A 19,391-nucleotide genomic window follows, 5' to 3' on the forward strand; every position below is an offset into this window, starting at 1 on the left:
GAGAAGATATTAGTATGAATTCTTTTGTTATTACATACCAGCAAGCAAAGTACAATACGGTATTCCATCGAAAGTTTATATCAAGCCCAATAAAAAAACGCACTAAAAAGTGCGTTTTTTTGAGTTTGATAATGAGGCTAGCGGCGATTAACCTTTAGCAGCATTTGTCAAAAATTCAACAATTTGGTCGAATGGAATATCTTGTTTCTCACCGGTGCGACGGTTTTTGTATTCAAATACACCCGCATCGATATTGCGATCACCAATTACGACAACATGAGGTAAGCCTATTAATTCCATATCAGCAAACATCACGCCTGGACGTTCCTTACGGTCATCCATTAATACTTCAACACCCGCGTCTGCTAGGTCTTGGTAAAGTTTTTCTGCAATGTCAGCTACGCGATGAGACTTATGCATGTTCATCGGTAAGATACCCACGGTGAACGGGGCAAGGGCTTCTGGCCAAATGATGCCGCGGTCATCGTAATTTTGCTCAATGGCAGCAGCGACTATACGGCTTACGCCAACGCCGTAACAACCCATCAATAACACCTGTGCCTTACCATTTTCATCTAACACTGTGGCATTCATGGCTTTAGAGTAGTTAGTACCAAGCTGGAAAATATGGCCCACTTCAATACCACGAGCCATCGCATAAGTGCCAAGGCCATCTGGTGTCGGTTCACCTTCAACAACATTGCGGATATCGGCAACCGTTGCGAGCGGTAAGTCACGCTCCCAGTTAATACCAAAATAATGCTTATCTTCTGCATTAGCGCCAGCAGCAAAGTCGCTCATGATGGTGACACTATGGTCAATAATAATTGGCATCGTTAACCCAACAGGTCCGATAGAACCTGGGCCTGCGCCAACGGCATCACGAATTTCAGCTTCTGATGCGAACTCAAATGGTGAAGCAACTAACTCAAGTTTGTCCGCTTTGATTTCGTTCAGTTCGTGATCGCCACGAATAACCAATGCGACTAACGGTGCTTCTTCTGTTGCACCTTTAACGATTAATGTTTTGACTGTCTTGGTAATAGCTAAACTGAATTGTTCAACAAGCTCAGCGATAGTTTTAGCATTAGGCGTATCCACTAATGTCATTGCTTGAGTTGGTTCTGGACGAGCTTCAGTTGGGAGTGGCGATTCAGCCTTTTCAATATTAGCCGCGTAATCGCTACCCGTTGAGTAAGCAATTAAGTCTTCGCCGCTGTTTGCAAGCACATGGAACTCATGGGACATGCTGCCACCGATAGAGCCTGTGTCAGCTAATACTGGACGGAACTCTAAGCCCATGCGGGTAAGGATATTGCAATATGCGGTATGCATTGCATGGTACGTGCTGTCCATGGTTTCTTGATCTAAATGGAAAGAATAAGCATCTTTCATTAAGAACTCACGAGCACGCATCACACCAAAACGTGGACGAACTTCATCACGGAATTTAGTTTGTACTTGATAAAGCGTCAGCGGTAATTGTTTATATGAACTGAGTTCTTTGCGCACTAAGTCAGTGATCACTTCTTCGTGTGTTGGCCCCAGTACGAAATCACGGTTGTGACGGTCTTGAAAGCGCAGTAATTCTGGGCCAAACTTTTCCCAGCGACCGGTTTCAACCCATAAGTCAGCTGGTTGAACTAGCGGCATTAAGATTTCAATGGCACCTGTTTTGTTCATTTCTTCACGAACAATGGCTTCTACTTTACGCAAAACACGTAAACCAGAGGGTAACCAGCTGTAAAGACCTGATGCGTTACGACGGATCATACCGGCGCGAAGCATTAACTGATGACTAATCACCTCTGCATTAGCAGGGGTTTCTTTTTGTGTTGAAAGCAGGTACTTACTAACTCGCATTACCGATGTCCAAAATAGTAGCTATGAATGATCGTCATTTTAGCACCTGCATCAATGATGTCACCTGCTAATTCGACTCAAAATAAGGCTTTATGGTGCTTTATGAGTATTAGGTGATTATTTATCTCGCCTATCACCAATCACTCGAGCGGGATTGCCGGCCACAATGGCGTAGTCTGCTACATTTTTTGTGACAATACTGCCCATACCTATTACGGCATGATGACCAATGGTTACACCATCGACAATGCCTGCTTGGGCACCAATCCAAACATCTTCGCCGATAATCACACCTTTAGAGTTTGCGGGTTGTTGATATATTGGAGTATCAGGAGACATGCCATGATTGAATGCATAAACAGTGACATTATTGGCAATACGCGTTTGATGACCTATTTTAATGCCATTTCGCCCGCCATCTAAGCTACAACCATGATTAATCGCTACTTCATTACCTAGGACTATTGGCCCGTGCATGAACACATCTGCTGCAATCATGCATCGATTACCAATGGTGATATCACGACCAGGCTCAGCAAAAAGTTGTGCCTGTGGTGCGATAAAACAATGTTCACCGATATGAACGGTTTCGAGTTGACTCAGTTGCTGTTGAATTTCATCTTGCCAGGGCTTGGCCCACAACAAGTGTTTAGGTTTTAATGAAAAATACAGCCAAGGCATCCAAGATAAACGCTTTTTGTGCTGAGTTTGATAGTCAATCTCTGCCATGACGTTAATCCTTAAGCAGTTCAACTTGAGTCGGTTTCAGCTCTAACACTTCAATTCCATGAGGTGTGATATGCCAAAAAATATCTAAATCATATAAAGCCACTTGGTATAACTTAGGGTCGTCTTTAGCTTTTTTGTAGGCAGGGCGAGGATCTTGAGACAACACACCTTCAATGAGCTCATGTAAGCCCTGGTATTGCTCTTGCGCTGCATAGTGCGCAATTTGTGTCGTTGCAATATCGGTATAGCTGACCGGTATCAGTAACGGTGCGTCCTGGGCTATCCCGCCTTTGGCATCTAAAATGGCATCAGAAAAAGGGATGTAGGGCTTAATGTCAATAATGGGGGTGCCGTCTAATAAGTCCATGCCAGAGATAGCCAAACACACTTTGCCCTTGCGAGTGACGATGCCGTGAAGCTTTACCACAGATTGCCCTATGCCATTAGGTCTAAATGTAGAGCGTGTAGCAAATACGCCTAGTTTTTCATTACCGCCAAGGCGAGGAGGGCGTACTGTGGTTTTCCAGCCTTGAGCTAAATTCTCATGAAAGCAAAACAATAACCACAAATGAGAATATTGCTCTATTCCTCGAACCGCATCGACATGATTAAACGCGGGTTCAAACTCAATGTACCCTGTCGCATTAACTAAACCGGGTTGACGTGGAATTCCAAACTTTTGTTTATATGGCGTCCGGCAAATAGCAACAGCATTGATTTGGTTGCTAAAAGAAGCATTGGTTTGAGATTTATCTTTATGAGTGCGTTCGGCATCTTGGGTCATGCAATACCTGAAATAAGCTGATGTAGGAGTAAAGTCCATAAATAACATGATGAGTAATATTGTGATAAATCATGTCATCTATGGTCTAGCGGCTAGGTGATATTACCCTGTCGTGGGTTATTTAACGTCAGCTGTTTTGATTGCCTGGCCAACACAAAGCGCGCGACTGTAGCAGCTATTATCAGGTTCGTTGATCACAAAGCAGCTTTTAACCACAAAACCATTGGCTCCTAAGTCAGCCGCCGCTCGTCTTGCGTTACTGCGTGCATCAGAAATCTGTGGTGGAGTATCTTTGGCGGTTTCTTGGCAAGCTTCGCCTTCAACTAAACCTAATACTTCAAAATGACCTTTAGGTTGAACTTCACCGTCATATAAAACTACATCACCCACTTTAAAATATTCGTTAATAGCCTTACCGTCTAAATTACTTTTGAATACATAATCACTTGCACAGGCAGTCAATAAAAGTGCGAAGCCCGAAAAAAACAATGCGTGTTTAACAGAAAAATTCATAGCCGTAGCCTTTAATGAAAGAGTAGGAATCAACTACTAAGTTTACCTTGTCTTCTGGTGATGATAAAGCTGTCAAATAAAAAGGGCTTACCTAAGTAAGCCCTTTTTATGGTTAATCAATAAATAGCTTATTGAAAAACTTATTCCATACCAGGAATTAAGAATTCTTTGATATCTTTACCGCTTTCAATTTGTGTTTTGAACACGGTTGGCATACGGCCTTGACCAGTCCATTGAACTAATTCACCGTCAACAGTGATTTGATATTTTGCTGGACGTGGAGCGCGTTTCGCTTTTGCCGCTTTAGGTGCAGAAGTCACATCACCTAAGTCTTCAATTGATAAACCGCTGTTTTCAATTTGCGCTAAAATTTCAGCAATGCGTGCATTACGTTCTGCATTGGCTTCAAGTTCTAATTTCTCTTCATCTTCGCGGTCAGCAATAATTTTTTCTAACTTAACTGCAGTGTCACGTAAATCATCAAGAGACAATTCTTTTACTGCTGCTTTAAAACGACGACCGTGGGTTAAAATATCTAGAAAGTCACTCATGTTGTTTAGTTTCCTAATGATTTATTATTAAAAATAAAATGTTTAAAAGACAAATTGTTCAACTTACAAGGTAAATTTCAGTATCGCATATGGTTTATTTAGGCCGTTTTTATTAATATTGACGAGATTAAATCCCACAACGTTACCGATACACTGTTTAATAATACTGAATATTAGCGTAATAATAGAAACTATTCGTTATAGGATCAAATTAAATTACCTTTAATGTCTAATATTTTTTATTTAATCTTAATTGTTAACCCTCTATTGTTTAAATGTTGTTTAGTTTGGTTGCCAGCTTGAAGGTAAATAAATCTAAACAAGCGTTTGACTTTTGTTGACGTTAACGTTAACAGGACGTAAAGTAATCCCATCTTGCATTGGCAAACGCCAGTGTGTTGTCCACATACATTGAAGGTGTAGTAAGGAAAACCTATGAAAATATTGGTGCCTGTTAAACGCGTAGTCGATGCCAATGTGAAAGTCAGGGTAAAAGCTGACAACACAAATGTTGATACGACCAACCTTAAAATGGCGTTAAACCCATTTTGCGAAATTGCAGTAGAAGAAGCCGTTCGTTTAAAAGAAGCTGGCATTGCCACTGAAGTGATTGTGGTAAGTGTAGGAGCCAAAGTGGTTCAAGAGCAGTTAAGAACGGCAATGGCACTGGGCGCAGACAGAGCGATTCATATTGAAACTGATGAAGAGCTGGTGCCATTATCAATTGCTAAGCTGTTAAAAGCGGTACAAGAAAAAGAACAAGCTCAATTGATCATATTTGGTAAGCAGTCTATCGATGGCGACAACAACCAAACCGGTCAAATGCTTGCTGCATTAACGGACATGCCTCAAGCAACATTTGCGTCTGAAGTTAAGCTTGATGGCGACATGGTTACAGTAACCCGTGAAATTGATGGCGGCTTACAAACCTTAAAAATGCCTTTGCCCGCTATTGTCACCGTTGACCTTCGTTTAAATGAACCTCGTTATGCTTCATTGCCTAACATCATGAAAGCTAAACGTAAGCCATTAGAAACCTTATCGGTTGCTGATTTGGGTGTTAGCCTCAAAGCTCATCAAACTGTCATTAAAGTGACCCCGCCGGTGGACCGTAAAGCCGGAATTATGGTGTCTTCAGTTGAAGAGTTAGTCGAAAAGTTAAAAAACGAAGCGAAGGTGATCTAACATGGCCATTTTAGTATTAGCGGAACACGATAACGTCAGTTTAAAATCAGATACGGCAAAAGTAGTGAGTGCTGCAGCTGCCATTGGTGGTGATATTCATGTGCTTGTTGCTGGCGCAGATTGTGGCGCAGCGGTTACTGCAGCACAAAGCCTTGCTGGTGTGAGTAAAGTATTGGTTGCAGACAGCGTTGAATATAGCGCGCAACTGGCAGAAAACGTATCGAAACTCGTGGTTGAACTTGCTGCGGATTACGAACATGTTTTAGCTGCGGCAACCAGTATCGGTAAAGATACTTTACCTCGCGTTGCGGCGCTGTTAGATGTGGCACAAATTTCTGAAGTGATAGAAGTGGTTAGTAGTGACACGTTTGTCCGTCCAATTTATGCCGGTAATGCATTGGCGACAGTACAAAGTTTAGATGCTAAGAAGGTCATGACAGTGCGTTCAAGTGCGTTTGATGCCGTTGCTGCTACTGGCAGTGCTGATACCGTCAACGTAAGCCAAGTGATTGCCGCTCGGACTGAATTTGTATCGCAAGCCCTAACAGAATCTGCTCGTCCAGAGCTAGGTAATGCTGGCATTATCGTTTCTGGCGGTCGTGGTATGGGCAGTGGCGAAAACTTTGGTATTCTTGAACAACTTGCCGATAAGTTAGGCGCTGCTGTTGGTGCATCACGTGCCGCAGTCGATGCTGGTTTTGTTCCTAACGATTTACAGGTAGGTCAAACGGGTAAAATTGTGGCACCTGACTTGTACATTGCTGTTGGTATTTCTGGCGCGATTCAACATCTTGCCGGTATGAAAGATTCAAAAGTGATTGTGGCCATTAACAAAGATCCTGAAGCACCGATATTCCAGGTGGCTGACTATGGTCTAGTGGCTGACTTATTTGAGGCTGTGCCTGCATTAAACAATTTAGTTTAATCAGGGCAGTTTGCTCCAGTTAGAGTCACTTATCGCTTGGATAGTGTGCTTTCGATAATAAAAGGTTTCTACTTAATCGGTAGAAACCTTTTTTATTGACCGTTTTATGCTGCCATGGAGTTGGTATTAATAAAGAATGCCCCATCAGCTTTTGTTCTGCGGTCTCGCTATTTAAAAGGGGACAACCGTGACGCCATAGCGACGCCTTAATCTAAAACCGCTTGACGTATTCTGAGTGGTCACTTATTTAATGCGGATTGGTATTGCTTGCTGTTTTTGTACCCAGTTCACTAGTGTGCATTTGATTTAAAAACGTTAAACTAATGATGTTAGATTGTAGGAAAAGTTAACGTTATTGTTGCTTATGCTGCAGTTTAGCGCTTATTGCTGGCGCACAATGTGCCATTTATGATTGTATGTCGGCGCTATTTGTAATGTGTGTTTTTACAATCAGCAAAAGTAGAGGTGCATTGCATAAGAGTCATGTTGAATTGGGTGATGCCAATAATTCAGCATAAAAGGATGCAATGCCGAAATAAATGAGTTGATCGCCCTCATTTGTTGGTGCCGTTCTCGAAAGGGGCTGCACTGTCATAGTGTTTTTATCGACATGATAAAAAAATGATATTCATATTAAATGGGTATGACTGTGGAGTGCTACTAGTAACGTTAACGCATATACTTTCTGTGTATGTTTAACCTTATTTCTAGTTTTTCCTTATTCGTATTCAACGAAGAAATAATTAAATTATGATAATAAGTTATGCCGATTCGGCACTGTCAGTTTTGCCTCCACTTGTGGCAATTACCTTGGCTATTTTTACCCGTAAAGTGCTGCTGTCATTAGGGGTAGGTATTCTCTTAGGTGCGCTATTGCTAACCGATTTTTCCATGATTGGCAGTGGTGAATATCTTGCCAATACCGTCAGTCAGTTAGTGTGGAAAGACGCAGCCCTAAATAGTTGGAATGTGTATATCCTTGGTTTCTTAATTGTATTGGGGATGATCACAGCATTAATCACGGTAAGTGGTTCAGCGAGGGCGTTTGCTGATTGGGCTAAACGGCACATTCGTAATAAGCGTGACGCCAAGTTAATGACCATGTTTTTGGGCTGCGTGGTGTTTATTGACGATTACTTTAACAGCTTGGTGGTCGGTTCTATTTCACGTCCTATTACTGACCGTTATCATATTTCGCGCGCTAAACTGGCCTATATTCTTGATTCTACTGCCGCGCCTGTTTGTGTGATTTCACCGGTCTCAAGCTGGGGCGCATACATTATTGCACTCATTGGCGGTATTTTAACGGCGCACGGTTTTGCAGATGCGGGTCATTTAAGTGTTTTTGTGCAAATGATCCCAATGAACTTTTATGCGGTATTCTCGTTGCTATTATTGCTATGCGTTGCCGCTTTTAGTCTAGATGTTGGCCCGATGCGCCAGCATGAGCTTAATGCGCTTCGTGGTAACTTATTTGACGAAACTAAAGGCCAGCCTCCTGGCGCGGCAACGGATTTACCTGAAGCCGATACCGGTAAAGTGATTGGCCTATTTTTACCGATTGCTATCTTAGTGTTTGCGACCGTGTATTTTATGGTATCAAGTGGCGCAGACTCACTCGCCGCAAGCGAGTTACCCTTTAGCGTATTAGGTGCATTTGAAAATACCGATGTCAGTTCATCACTATTCTTTGGCTCACTTGTTGGCTTTATTGCTACCGTAGGACTTGCCATTCAGCAGAAAGTCGAATGGTCGATGTTAGTCAAAGGCATGACAGTGGGCGCACGCTCAATGTTGCCGGCTATTTATATCTTACTGTTTGCATGGACGATTGCGAGTGTGATTGGTCAGCTTGAAACTGGTAAATACATGGCAAGTTTAGCCACTGACAATATTCCATTTGCCTTACTTCCAGCAGTGTTATTCTTGTTAGCGGGTATTACTGCATTTTCGACGGGTACAAGTTGGGGTACGTTTGGCATTATGTTGCCTATTGCCGCAGACATGGCAATGGGAAGTGACAGTACCATGATGTTGCCAATGTTGGCTGCGGTGTTGTCTGGCGCGGTATTTGGCGATCATTGCTCACCGATATCGGATACCACTATATTGTCATCGACAGGCGCCAGTTGCCATCATATTGACCATGTGGTGACTCAATTACCTTACGCACTCATCACTGCGTTTATTAGCTTAGTCGGTTATACCGTTTTAGGTTTTACGGGCTCATTGGTGGCAGGTTTAATTAGTTGTAGTGTGTTGTTTGTTATTAGCATCGTGATATTGCATTTTTGGGCAAAAAAATAATCGTTAGTCTTAAGATTAATCGATAAATACAGCCTGTGTTGCTGTCGTTAAAAATGCCGTACTCATAACGAATACGGCATTTTTGTTTGTCGTTGTCATGTTAAAACAGTTACTATATGCAACATAAACAGACCAACTATTAGGACGCATAATTTTGGCGCAACTGTACTTTTATTATTCGGCAATGAATGCCGGTAAATCGACTTCATTACTACAGTCTTCTTATAATTACCGCGAGCGCGGGATGCATACTTTAGTGATGACGGCATCGATAGACAATCGTTATGGTGTTGGTAAAGTATCATCACGTATTGGTATCGAAACAGATGCGCAGGTATTTGGTAGTACTGATAATTTAATAGAGTTAATTTCGACGTCTCATAATGAACAAAAAATTCATTGCGTATTGATTGATGAAAGCCAGTTTTTGAGTAAAGAACAGGTGAGGCAGATTACCCATGTGGTCGATAACATGGATATTCCTGTATTGTGCTACGGTCTTCGTAATGACTTCCAAGGAGAATTATTTCCTGGTAGCCAATATTTATTAGCCTGGGCCGACAAATTAGTTGAGCTTAAAACGATTTGTCATTGTGGCCGTAAAGCTAACATGGTGGTGCGTCTTGATCACGACGGTAAACCAATGCGTGAAGGCGAGCAAGTTGCCATTGGCGGTAACGAGAGTTACGAGTCGGTTTGTCGCAAGCATTTTCGTGAGTTTTTGTGGGATTAAATTAAACCTAACTTGACCGAATAAAAAAGCCGCTTCAAGTTAATTGATGCGGCTTTTTTATTCGGTCACTATTTATTAAAATCGGCTTAGGCGAATATTAAAAATCGGCTTCTGCGAAATCAACAATATCAGCACTGCTTGATTCAATTTGTTTACGTAAACTGCGGGTTTGGCTACCCCAATAGCTCATAAAGAATTGTGCCGTTTTAAGTTTAGCTTGGTAAAAGCTAGCCTCTTCCGTACCCGCTTCTAATGCGGCTAATGATGTTGCTGCAATGCGAGTCCACATCCACGCTAGCGCTGCAATACCAAACAACTGCATATAAGCCATTGATGCCGCGCCAATTAAATCAGGGTTCTTGCTGGCTGACTGCACAATAAAGCCGGTGGCTTTTTCAAGATCGCCTGCCGCATCCATTAACCCTGCAAGATAAGGTTTCATTGCATCATTAGTGGCATGTTGCTGCACGAGCTCTTTGACCATGCCAGACCATAGCGTTAATGCCGCGCCTTTGTCTGCCAATAATTTACGACCGACTAAATCAAGCGCCTGTACACCGTTAGTGCCTTCATAAATCATCGCGATACGGATATCTCGGACAAACTGTTCCATGCCCCATTCATTAATATAGCCATGGCCGCCATAAACTTGCTGGGCATCAACACAAGCTTTAAAGCCTTGATCGGTGACAAACCCTTTAACAATGGGAGTGAATAGTGCGGCAAGGGCCGAGGCTTGTTTTGCTTGTGCAGGATCGGTATGACGCTCAGCTTGGTCCAGCCATAATGCTTGTTGGCCCATTAACGCGCGTGTACCTTCATTGAACGACTTTTGTGATAACAGCATGCGGCGAACATCACCGTGTACGAGTAATGAATCAGCAGCTTGCTCAGGCTGCTTAACACCGCTTAATGCTCGGCCTTGAATACGCTCTTTGGCATAAACAAGAGCATTTTGGTACGCAATATCTGATACGCCTAAACCTTGAATCCCCACGCCTAAACGTGCCTGGTTCATCATGGTAAACATGGCTTTTAGACCTTGATGTGGCGCGCCAACTAGCTCACCGATTGCGCCGTCAAAATGCATCACACACGTTGAATTACCGTGAATGCCCATTTTATGTTCTAAACCGGTAGCACTTAATGTGTTTGCTGCGCCTAGGCTGCCATCTGCATTGACTAAAAATTTAGGCACTGCAAACAACGAAATGCCTTTAACGCCCTCTGGCGCATCGGGTAGGCGAGCTAATACTAAATGAATAATATTGTCTGCAAGATCGTGATCGCCCGATGAAATAAAGATTTTCTCACCGCTAATGGCAAATAACTCATCACCCGCAGGAACCGCTTTAGTGCGTAATAATGCTAAATCTGTACCGGCATGAGACTCGGTTAAGTTCATGGTGCCAGTCCATTCGCCGCTGACCAATTTGGCTAAGTACTTTTGTTTCAGCGCATCGCTACCGTGCACATGAATCGCCGAATAAGCGCCATGGGTTAACCCTGGATACATAGCAAAGGCCATATTCGTCGCGGTTTTCATTTCAGTAGCAAAGGTGCCAATCACTTCAGGTAAGCCCTGACCGCCAAATTCAGGATCGCAAGTTAACGTCGCCCAACCATCCTCTACATATTGTTTGTAAGCTTGCTTAAACCCTTTTGGTGTAATGACCTTGCCGTCAACCAGTTTACAGCCTTCTAAGTCACCGCTGGCATTGAGTGGCAGCATAATGTCGGTGGTAAAGTCGGCAACACCTTGCAAAATCGCATCAGTGAGATCCGCATCTATTTCATCAAAACCGCGTAAATCAGTTTGTTGATAGATATTCAGCAATTCAGACAATATGAATTGATAATCACGCAGAGGAGCTTGGTAAATAGGCATAAGATCATTCCTTGGTTATGGTGAACGCAATGTTGCCAGCAACTAACTTGTTAATTGTTACTGGTCCAATCAGATGGTGTCAGTGTATATAACATACCCAATTTCGAGTAAAAACTCAGTATTATTTTTACGTAAGCGTAAACTTATTTGTTGGGTGTTGACGTCACGATTTGTTGACTGTGAATATTAATACCCATATTCATCTGTAAAAGATCATATGTTAGCGAATACAAAATGGCTTAAGTCGGGTCTATTGATGTAATCAATAAATAACTTGAATACGACATAAAGTCAGTGTGCAAGTTAACGCATAACACAGGGCGAGATATGAAGGTATTTGGGTCAATATTGGGGATGTTAATCTTGTTAATGTTGCCGTTGCATGTTACTCATGCCGCGGCGCAGCTTAATGAGTCGGTTGCCGCTAACTTTACGTTATCGACCGCCGATGGCGAGCACGTCAGTTTGAGTGACTATGCTGGCAAGCCTGTCGTCATTCACTTTTGGGCCACTTGGTGCCCTTATTGTAAAAAATTACAGCCCGGTTTAGAAAAACTTCGACTTAAATATCAACATACCGATTTACAGATGATAGGCATCAGTTTTAACGAAGATGCTGATGCAAATCCAGCCCAAAGTTTGCTTGACCGTGGTGTCGGGATGATAACGTTAGTCAAGGGCGATAAAGTGACCGAGCTATACGAGGTCAAAGGTACGCCCACTACAGTGTTTATCGATCGTAGTGGCCATATTGTATGGATTACGCATACCGCCGATCCAAACGATGTGAATTTAGACAAAGCACTGCAATATATACTGCAATAACGGCGCGGTTTATTTGGCTTTTCGACGTAACGTCAATTTTAACATTAGCGGTCCAATAAGGGTCGTTAAGGCAATCACCATTACTAAAATCGCGAATTCTTTAGCGTGAATGACCCCTAGCTGTCGGCCCATTTCAGCAAACACTAACCCGACTTCACCACGGGGAACCATCGCCGAGCCGACAATACACCGTTCTCGCCAATCGGAACTCGCAGTTAGACCTGCAACAAACTTGGCTGCGACTGCAATTAATGTTAATCCAAGTAACAACAGTATTCCCATTAAGCTCAAATCAAGCTGACTAAGATCAAGGCTAATCCCTACGTATACAAAAAAGACCGGGCTAAATAATTGCACCAATGGTTTGGCAGACTCTTCGAGTTTATGAGTAAAAGCAAATGGGTTTTTAAGATACCGATTAAAGGGGGAGGTGAATTGTCTTGATAAACCCATACCTACGGCAAAGCCGCCCAAAATGGCAGGTGTGCCAAACCAATGGGCTAACCAAGCGAAGAGACAAATTAATGCCATAACGACCATGACTTCATACCCCGGAATACTGGCTTTAAGATGCAACCAGCGGGTTAAATAAATGATGGTTCTCACTAACGGTGGGCTAAGAATAATAAACGCTGCAATCATTGCAAATAGCACTAGAGTTGAGCCAATAGCAAACTCGCCTGATGAGGCAAAGTTAAACAATACGCTTAATAAAATCACCCCAACGATATCGTCGATAACCGCCGCGCCAAGAATAATATGCCCTGCCTGACTTTGAGTTTGATTATTTAAGCTTAATACCCGCATTGAAATACCAATGCTGGTGGCTGTGAGGGCGCAACCAAAAAATAATGCGGTAAAAGGAGGAATAGAAAGCCAATACATGCTGGCAATACCACAAGCCAATAACGGCATCGCAATGCCGAGTAGCGCGACACGCATTGCTTTGTGGCCAGAATTAGCCAGATGTTTGATTGAGGTTTCGCAGCCGATATCAAATAACAGCAATATCACACCTAACTCGGCAATGATGGCTAAAGTGCTGTGTGGGGTAACCCAATTGAGCAGTGACGGGCCAATAATGATCCCAGCGGTGACTTCTCCCACCACGCTAGGAAACCCAAATAGTGCACTCAACTCACCAAATAAGCGGCCGCCAACTAGAATGAGAAAAAGTGCCATTACAAAGCTGTCTATTGCCATCTCATTTTCCTTAAGTTGGGCAATATGTATTTGATAGTTTTGGTCTAACAAAGTTGATGTTGATCAATTTTTACACCGATACTTATGCACAAACTTACGCTATTAGCTAAGCTAAAGATAGTTACTAGCTCACGTTTATTGAGAATGTTTTTTGTCTATGTAGCCGCTATTTTTACTTGGCTTTTGATTCAGTGATTGAACAATTGAGCCGGTCAGATTTTGATTAGATGATGAGCAGACTTTTATTGAGATAGCACCGCAGCGATATCAGTATCTGCCAATGTGTTTAGGATGCAAATGAATCATTAACACGTCCCATAAAGGAGATTTAAATGAACAAAATGTTTGTGATTGCTCAAATGGAAAGCGCGCACACAGATGCTGTTGCGCATGGGTTGGCGTTAGCGAAACAATTAAATAAACAAGCCGAAGTGTTTGCTTATACTTATGCTTATTTAAGTGGTGCCGACCGTGACAACCCAAGGTTGGCCGGAGTGGCTCAAAAAGCCTTGATGACTCAACGAGAAAAACAATTACAAACCCATTTAGATACGCTTGATGCTGAAGATGTGCCATTACATGTGATTTGGAGTAAATACCTTTTTGAACATGCTTGCAGCCATGCTCAGCGTCATGGTTTTGATTTAATGGTTAAAGCAGTTCACCATGCCGACCATTATTTACCTACCGACTGGCAGCTTATTCGCCATACAACAATGCCTTTATTATTGCTCACCAACAATCCACTCAATAATGGACAAACGACCTTAATCTCAATCGACTTAGGCACCAGTAACCCTGCGAAACAACGCCTTAATGATGCCGTGATTGCCCATGGAAAACAGTTTGCTAAAGCGACGGGGACAACGCTACATGTCGCTTACGTACTCAGAATTCCGCAAATTGTGCGCGATATGGATTTGCTTGATATTAATGCATTGGTGAAAAAAGCGTATGCCGAGCATAAACAAAAAATTGCCGAGATAGGCGTTGATGCCGATTGCATGCACATTATTACCGGTGAGCCAGAATTGTGTTTATTTGAATTAGCCTGCCGCTTAAAAAGCCAATATTTTGTAGTAGGAGCAAGGCAGCGCCAAGGGTTGTTAGGACGAATTATTGGCAATACAGCAGAAGAGATTTTAAGTCGTATGCGCAGCAATGTATTGGTTATCCCAACCGAAGAATAATGCAAATACCATTGCGCATTAATAAATGACCACTCAGAATGCGTCCAGCGGTTTTTGATTAAGGCGTCGCTATGTAGTAATGGTTGTTCCCTTTCAAATAGCGAGAACGCAGAGCAAAAGCCGCTGGGGCATTCCTTTCAGGCGAGTTTTAAAAGGGCTTACACTGCGTTGCATGACTTCGAAAGAGAACAACTATTCATTCAGTCATACGCCTTGTTTAAGCCCTTTTAAATTCTCGCTGAGAGAGCATTTACTAACGCGCAATGGTATAAAAACCGATAACAAAAAGCCCGGTAAAAACCGGGCTTATTGCAAATAACACTTAAATCTTAAAACATCATTTCAGGCACATGATCTGGTACCACGAGCTTACCCGCAGTTTTTGTGACAATTTCTTCAACAGACACGCCTGGTGCGCGCTCTAAAAGATGGAATGCACCGTCTTTAATTTCCATAAAGGCTAAATCGGTAATGACGCGTTTAATGCAACCGTAGCCCGTTAATGGCAATTCACATGTAGACAATAATTTTGAATTACCGTGCTTGTCGGCGTGCATCATGGTGACAATAATATTATCAGCACCAGCGACTAAATCCATTGCGCCGCCCATGCCTTTAATCAGCTTGCCTGGGATCATCCATGAGGCGATAGAGCCATTAACATCCACTTCAAATGCGCCTAATACCGTTAAGTCAACGTGACCGCCACGGATCATTGCAAAGCTTTCTGCTGATGAAAAGAATGACGCCCCAGCAACTGCGGTGACTGTTTGTTTTCCTGCGTTGATAAGGTCGGCATCAATGTTTTCTTCAGTTGGAAACTCGCCCATGCCGAGTAAACCATTTTCAGATTGCAGCATTACTTGCATGCCTTGCGGAATATAGTTAGCCACAAGGGTCGGGATCCCAATACCTAAATTAACGTAAAAGCCGTCTTGTAATTCTTTTGCTACGCGCTGGGCGAGTTGTTCTCTGGTCAGTGCCATGGTGTTGTCTCCCTTATTTCGCAGCTTTGACGGTACGTTGCTCAATCCGTTTTTCAAAGCTGGCTTTGATTACGCGGTCAACATAAATACCGGGTGTATGGATGTGGTCTGGATCGAGCTCGCCTGGTTCAACAATCTCTTCCGCTTCGACGACGGTAATTTTGCCTGCGGTAGCCATCATTGGATTAAAGTTAGCGGCGGTTTTACGAAACACTAAATTACCCATAGTGTCGGCTTTCCACGCGCGAACTAAGGCGAAATCTGCCGTTAATGATTCTTCTAATACGTAATGACGGCCTTTAATTTCGCGAGTTTCTTTGCCGTCAGCTATTGGTGTGCCGTAACCTGTGGCGGTGAAAAATGCCGGAATACCCGCGCCGCCAGCACGAATTTTCTCAGCCAATGTGCCTTGTGGCGTGAGTATCACATTAAGCTCACCAGACAACATTTGTTGTTCAAAAGTGGCATTTTCGCCAACATAAGAGGCTATCATGGTTGAAATTTGATGTTGTTTAAGCAATAAACCTAAACCAAAATCATCAACCCCAGCATTGTTTGAAATGGCGGTTAAGCCTTTTACACCCAATTTAACCATGTGGTTAATTAAGCCTTCTGGAATACCACACAAACCAAACCCGCCGACCATAATAGTCATGTCGTCATTAAGTCCTGCTAGTGCTTCGTCATAGCTGTGGACGACTTTATTGAATCCTGCCATCTTGTTGTCCTTATTGTTATGTTCACAACGGTGAGTATTTTTCTGCTAACCAGTGTGAGTATATGTGATTATGTTCTGATTGCATTTGCCACTTTAGACCCATTAGCACGCCCTAATGCGCGGCTAATGTTGTCGCCCGCCAGCGCAAGCTTAGCGAGATCAATGCCGGTATCGATCCCCATGCCATGGAGCATGTAGACTAAATCTTCAGTGGCTAAATTGCCCGATGCGCCTTTTGCGTATGGACAACCACCAAGGCCGGCAACCGAGGCATCAAACACGCTGACACCGGTTTCAAGGCAGGCAAGTATGTTGGCTAACGCTTGACCATAGGTGTCATGAAAGTGCAGAGCTAATTTGTCAATTGGCATCACTTTGGTGACCGCTTCTACCATTTGTCGCGCTTTAGTGGGCGTACCCACGCCAATAGTGTCGCCTAATGAGATTTCGTAACAACCCATTTGGTAAAGGATCTCAGAGACTCTCGCGACTTCACTAACTGCAATGTCGCCCTCGTATGGGCAACCCAGCACACAAGATACATAACCACGAACCCGGATGTTGTGCTTTTGTGCTGCTTCGATAAGTGGTGCAAAGCGCGCAATTGACTCATCGATAGAGCAATTGATATTTTTCTGACTAAAACTTTCTGATGCAGCGCCAAAAATAGCCACTTCATCCGCACCTGCAGCAAGGGCTAATTCAAACCCTTTTAGATTAGGTGTTAATGCACTGTAAACCACACCTGGTTTACGCTTTATTTGACGCAATACATCATTTGAGTCTGCCATTTGTGGCACCCATTTAGGTGACACAAAACTGCCTGCTTCAATACGTTTAACACCGGCATCGGCAAGTTGTGTGATTAGCGTGAGTTTGTCTGCAGTGGTCACTGGCACTTCGTTTTGTAAACCGTCACGCGCGCCGACCTCAAAAATGCTCACTTTAGTCGGTAACATTTATGCTTCCTCGACGTTAGCTTCAGAGGCTAATGGTTCTACATTCAATAATTGTGCGCCATCGCTAACAAGCTCACCGCTTTGGAAATAAAACTCACTGACCACGCCATCAAATGGCGCCTCGATGGTGTATTCCATTTTCATCGCTTCCATCACTAATAAGCCTTGGCCTGCTTTAACTTGCTCGCCAACTTCTACTAAGTGCGTCACAACCGTGCCATTCATTGGTGCTTTAAGCTTATCTGCATGGTTTACCACTTCCTCGACCACTTGAGCCAAAATGGCTTTAAAGTGATAACTGCCAGAAGGTAAAAATAACGTAAAGTCATCGCCTTGATGGCTCACAGGGATTTTGCTTTTATGACCGTTTATTTCTGCAAGCAGTAAATCGGCTTTTAGCTCTCCCGCTAAGCTCAACACTTGGTCGTGTAAACACAAATGATATTGCTCACCAACGGCGGTCAGTAGCAAATCATGTTGTTGAACATCGCTAGCAGCGTCTGTTAATAACGACACATGATGTACGCTTGAACTGTTGAGTCTAAAACCGCTCACCAAACCCCAAGGTGAATACGGGTCGGCGCTATTTATGGCCAACGCTTTTGCCGCTTGTTTGCGTGACAGCACTTGAAAAAGTCCTGCTAGTGCTAACGCGGTATCTGCTTCAATAGCCGCGTCACCAATTAAGGTGTCGCCATAACGCTCAATAAAGTCAGTACAGAAGTCTGCCGCAGCAAAGGCTGGGTGCTCTGCAATGTTGGCTAAAAATTCGATATTATGTTTAAGGCCGCTGATTTGGTATGACTCAAGCGCATGCACTAAACGTTGCAGCGCGCGCGGGCGTGACTCGTCCCATACAATCAACTTGGCGATCATCGGGTCGTAAAAGTTACTGATGACATCGTTTTCACGAATACCGGAATCAATCCGTACATGGCGGTTTTGTTCTGGTTCACGTAAAAAGTTGAGCTTGCCGCTGGCAGGTAAAAATTCGTTTTGCGGATCTTCTGCGTAAATACGGACTTCAAATGAATGCCCATGTATACGCACTTCATCCTGGCGCAGCGGTAATTGACCACCACTGGCGACAACGAGCTGCCATTTTACTAAGTCTTGGCCGGTCACCATTTCGGTAACCGGATGCTCTACTTGCAAACGGGTGTTCATTTCCATGAAATAAAAGCTGTTGTCGGTATCGAGTAAAAACTCAACGGTGCCCGCGCCGACATAATCAATGGCTTTAGCTGCAGCCACTGCAGCATTACCCATTTGCGCACGAAGCTCATCAGACAAACCTGGAGCAGGCGCTTCTTCAACCACTTTTTGATGGCGACGTTGAATAGAGCAATCACGGTCTGATAAATAAATGGCATTGCCTTGAGTGTCAGCAAACACTTGCACTTCAACATGACGAGGTTGACGTAAGTAGCGCTCCATTAACAGTTTGTCATTACCAAATGACGAGCGGGCTTCACGGCGTGCAGATTTTATGGCTTCAAGAATTTCACCGTCGTTTTCAACGATGCGCATTCCTTTACCACCGCCGCCGTAGGCCGCTTTAATCAGTAACGGGAAGCCAATAGCTTTTGCTTCGGCGATTAAGGTGGTATCGGTTTGATCATCGCCATGATAACCCGGCACTAAGGGCACATTGGCTTTTGACATGATGTCTTTGGCGGCACTTTTGCTGCCCATGGCATCAATGGCATCGCTACCTGGGCCAACAAAAGCAATACCGTTTTGCTCGCATTTACGGGCGAATTCGGCATTTTCTGATAAAAAACCGTAACCAGGATGAATCGCTTCTGCACCTGACTTTTTGGCTATCTCAATAATTAAATCAGCTTTTAAATATGAGTCGGCAGGCGCACTGCCACCTAAGTAAAACGATTCATCTGCCATGGCCACATGGCGGGCATCTTTGTCGGCATCGGAATAAAGGGCAATGGTGCGAACACCCATGGTTTGCGCGGTTTTAATAATACGGCAAGCAATTTCACCACGGTTAGCAATCAGTAATTTGGTAAACATT

General features: G+C 43.4%; 17 protein-coding genes and 1 riboswitch. Of the genes, 6 read left to right on the plus strand and 11 right to left on the minus strand.

All coding sequences use genetic code 11. The annotated features are described in order from the left end of the window. Window positions 1-147: 147 nt before the first annotated feature. From ACROAE_RS11005 to ACROAE_RS11025, 5 genes are all read right to left on the minus strand, one after another. Window positions 148-1,863 (minus strand): proline--tRNA ligase, encoded by a 1,716-nt coding sequence (locus ACROAE_RS11005; protein ID WP_432401671.1) that lies wholly within the window; start codon window positions 1,861-1,863, stop codon window positions 148-150. Between the two features lie 117 nt (window positions 1,864-1,980). Continuing rightward, the gene (locus ACROAE_RS11010) at window positions 1,981-2,592 is read right to left on the minus strand and encodes an acyltransferase (protein ID WP_432401673.1); all 612 of its coding nucleotides are present in this window, start codon (window positions 2,590-2,592) and stop codon (window positions 1,981-1,983) included. Window positions 2,593-2,596: 4 nt separating this feature from the next. Continuing rightward, on the minus strand, window positions 2,597-3,376 hold the full coding sequence (gene tsaA, locus ACROAE_RS11015) for a tRNA (N6-threonylcarbamoyladenosine(37)-N6)-methyltransferase TrmO (protein ID WP_432401675.1): 780 nt from the start codon (window positions 3,374-3,376) through the stop codon (window positions 2,597-2,599). A 117-nt stretch (window positions 3,377-3,493) separates the two neighbouring features. Then, on the minus strand, window positions 3,494-3,889 hold the full coding sequence (gene rcsF / locus ACROAE_RS11020) for an Rcs stress response system protein RcsF (protein WP_432401677.1): 396 nt from the start codon (window positions 3,887-3,889) through the stop codon (window positions 3,494-3,496). Window positions 3,890-4,029: 140 nt separating this feature from the next. Next, a complete protein-coding gene (locus ACROAE_RS11025; protein WP_432401679.1) occupies window positions 4,030-4,440 on the minus strand; it encodes an H-NS family nucleoid-associated regulatory protein in 411 nt (136 codons plus the stop codon). A gap of 435 nt (window positions 4,441-4,875) precedes the next feature. On the opposite strand from ACROAE_RS11025, the gene ACROAE_RS11030 reads away from it, so the two are divergent. From ACROAE_RS11030 to ACROAE_RS11045, 4 genes are all read left to right on the plus strand, one after another. Further along, the gene (locus ACROAE_RS11030; RefSeq protein WP_432401681.1) at window positions 4,876-5,625 is read left to right on the plus strand and encodes an electron transfer flavoprotein subunit beta/FixA family protein; all 750 of its coding nucleotides are present in this window, start codon (window positions 4,876-4,878) and stop codon (window positions 5,623-5,625) included. A gap of 1 nt (window position 5,626) precedes the next feature. Then, entirely contained in the window at window positions 5,627-6,550 is a 924-nt protein-coding gene (locus tag ACROAE_RS11035) for an electron transfer flavoprotein subunit alpha/FixB family protein (RefSeq protein ID WP_432401683.1), read from the plus strand. Between the two features lie 452 nt (window positions 6,551-7,002). Then, a riboswitch (Lysine riboswitch) is annotated at window positions 7,003-7,218 on the plus strand. Between the two features lie 82 nt (window positions 7,219-7,300). After that, a complete protein-coding gene (locus ACROAE_RS11040) occupies window positions 7,301-8,857 on the plus strand; it encodes a Na+/H+ antiporter NhaC family protein (RefSeq protein ID WP_432401685.1) in 1,557 nt (518 codons plus the stop codon). A gap of 154 nt (window positions 8,858-9,011) precedes the next feature. Beyond that, window positions 9,012-9,590: a thymidine kinase gene (locus tag ACROAE_RS11045; protein WP_059744363.1), complete on the plus strand. Its 579-nt coding sequence runs from the start codon at window positions 9,012-9,014 to the stop codon at window positions 9,588-9,590. Window positions 9,591-9,687: 97 nt separating this feature from the next. Here ACROAE_RS11045 and ACROAE_RS11050 read toward each other — a convergent pair whose 3' ends face one another. Further along, the gene (locus ACROAE_RS11050) at window positions 9,688-11,478 is read right to left on the minus strand and encodes an acyl-CoA dehydrogenase C-terminal domain-containing protein (protein WP_432401687.1); all 1,791 of its coding nucleotides are present in this window, start codon (window positions 11,476-11,478) and stop codon (window positions 9,688-9,690) included. A gap of 327 nt (window positions 11,479-11,805) precedes the next feature. Between ACROAE_RS11050 and ACROAE_RS11055 the strand changes: the two genes are divergently transcribed. Then, window positions 11,806-12,303 (plus strand): TlpA family protein disulfide reductase, encoded by a 498-nt coding sequence (locus tag ACROAE_RS11055; RefSeq protein WP_432401689.1) that lies wholly within the window; start codon window positions 11,806-11,808, stop codon window positions 12,301-12,303. A gap of 9 nt (window positions 12,304-12,312) precedes the next feature. On the opposite strand, the gene ACROAE_RS11060 is transcribed toward ACROAE_RS11055, so the two are convergent. After that, complete coding sequence (locus tag ACROAE_RS11060) at window positions 12,313-13,506, minus strand: cation:proton antiporter (RefSeq protein WP_432401691.1); 1,194 nt, start codon at window positions 13,504-13,506, stop codon at window positions 12,313-12,315. Window positions 13,507-13,838: 332 nt separating this feature from the next. Here ACROAE_RS11060 and ACROAE_RS11065 point away from each other — a divergent pair, with 332 nt between their 5' ends. Continuing rightward, complete coding sequence (locus ACROAE_RS11065; protein ID WP_432401693.1) at window positions 13,839-14,696, plus strand: universal stress protein; 858 nt, start codon at window positions 13,839-13,841, stop codon at window positions 14,694-14,696. A gap of 329 nt (window positions 14,697-15,025) precedes the next feature. Here the strand turns inward: ACROAE_RS11065 and ACROAE_RS11070 are convergent, their stop codons facing one another. The 4 genes from ACROAE_RS11070 to ACROAE_RS11085 form a co-directional block, all read right to left on the minus strand. Further along, on the minus strand, window positions 15,026-15,682 hold the full coding sequence (locus ACROAE_RS11070) for a 3-oxoacid CoA-transferase subunit B (RefSeq protein WP_432401695.1): 657 nt from the start codon (window positions 15,680-15,682) through the stop codon (window positions 15,026-15,028). A 13-nt stretch (window positions 15,683-15,695) separates the two neighbouring features. Then, window positions 15,696-16,400, minus strand: a complete 705-nt coding sequence (locus ACROAE_RS11075) for a CoA transferase subunit A (protein WP_188922645.1) — start codon at window positions 16,398-16,400, stop codon at window positions 15,696-15,698. A 68-nt stretch (window positions 16,401-16,468) separates the two neighbouring features. Beyond that, a complete protein-coding gene (locus ACROAE_RS11080; protein WP_432401697.1) occupies window positions 16,469-17,359 on the minus strand; it encodes a hydroxymethylglutaryl-CoA lyase in 891 nt (296 codons plus the stop codon). Further along, window positions 17,360-19,390: an acetyl/propionyl/methylcrotonyl-CoA carboxylase subunit alpha gene (locus tag ACROAE_RS11085; protein WP_432401699.1), complete on the minus strand. Its 2,031-nt coding sequence runs from the start codon at window positions 19,388-19,390 to the stop codon at window positions 17,360-17,362. Between the last annotated feature and the right edge of the window lies 1 nt (window position 19,391).

This window comes from Shewanella sp. MF05960 (assembly GCF_050849305.1).
GTDB lineage: Bacteria > Pseudomonadota > Gammaproteobacteria > Enterobacterales > Shewanellaceae > Shewanella.

What these genes read in the sequence shown, in the direction of transcription:
- ACROAE_RS11060 (WP_432401691.1), bottom strand. Translation starts at nt 13,506, where the DNA reads ATGGCAATAGACAGCTTTGTAATGGCACTTTTTCTCATTCTAGTTGGC.
- ACROAE_RS11035 (WP_432401683.1), top strand. Translation starts at nt 5,627, where the DNA reads ATGGCCATTTTAGTATTAGCGGAACACGATAACGTCAGTTTAAAATCA.
- ACROAE_RS11055 (WP_432401689.1), top strand. Translation starts at nt 11,806, where the DNA reads ATGAAGGTATTTGGGTCAATATTGGGGATGTTAATCTTGTTAATGTTG.
- tsaA (WP_432401675.1), bottom strand. Translation starts at nt 3,376, where the DNA reads ATGACCCAAGATGCCGAACGCACTCATAAAGATAAATCTCAAACCAAT.
- ACROAE_RS11030 (WP_432401681.1), top strand. Translation starts at nt 4,876, where the DNA reads ATGAAAATATTGGTGCCTGTTAAACGCGTAGTCGATGCCAATGTGAAA.
- ACROAE_RS11005 (WP_432401671.1), bottom strand. Translation starts at nt 1,863, where the DNA reads ATGCGAGTTAGTAAGTACCTGCTTTCAACACAAAAAGAAACCCCTGCT.
- ACROAE_RS11085 (WP_432401699.1), bottom strand. Translation starts at nt 19,390, where the DNA reads ATGTTTACCAAATTACTGATTGCTAACCGTGGTGAAATTGCTTGCCGT.
- ACROAE_RS11070 (WP_432401695.1), bottom strand. Translation starts at nt 15,682, where the DNA reads ATGGCACTGACCAGAGAACAACTCGCCCAGCGCGTAGCAAAAGAATTA.
- ACROAE_RS11075 (WP_188922645.1), bottom strand. Translation starts at nt 16,400, where the DNA reads ATGGCAGGATTCAATAAAGTCGTCCACAGCTATGACGAAGCACTAGCA.
- rcsF (WP_432401677.1), bottom strand. Translation starts at nt 3,889, where the DNA reads ATGAATTTTTCTGTTAAACACGCATTGTTTTTTTCGGGCTTCGCACTT.
- ACROAE_RS11040 (WP_432401685.1), top strand. Translation starts at nt 7,301, where the DNA reads ATGATAATAAGTTATGCCGATTCGGCACTGTCAGTTTTGCCTCCACTT.
- ACROAE_RS11010 (WP_432401673.1), bottom strand. Translation starts at nt 2,592, where the DNA reads ATGGCAGAGATTGACTATCAAACTCAGCACAAAAAGCGTTTATCTTGG.
- ACROAE_RS11025 (WP_432401679.1), bottom strand. Translation starts at nt 4,440, where the DNA reads ATGAGTGACTTTCTAGATATTTTAACCCACGGTCGTCGTTTTAAAGCA.
- ACROAE_RS11050 (WP_432401687.1), bottom strand. Translation starts at nt 11,478, where the DNA reads ATGCCTATTTACCAAGCTCCTCTGCGTGATTATCAATTCATATTGTCT.
- ACROAE_RS11080 (WP_432401697.1), bottom strand. Translation starts at nt 17,359, where the DNA reads ATGTTACCGACTAAAGTGAGCATTTTTGAGGTCGGCGCGCGTGACGGT.
- ACROAE_RS11065 (WP_432401693.1), top strand. Translation starts at nt 13,839, where the DNA reads ATGAACAAAATGTTTGTGATTGCTCAAATGGAAAGCGCGCACACAGAT.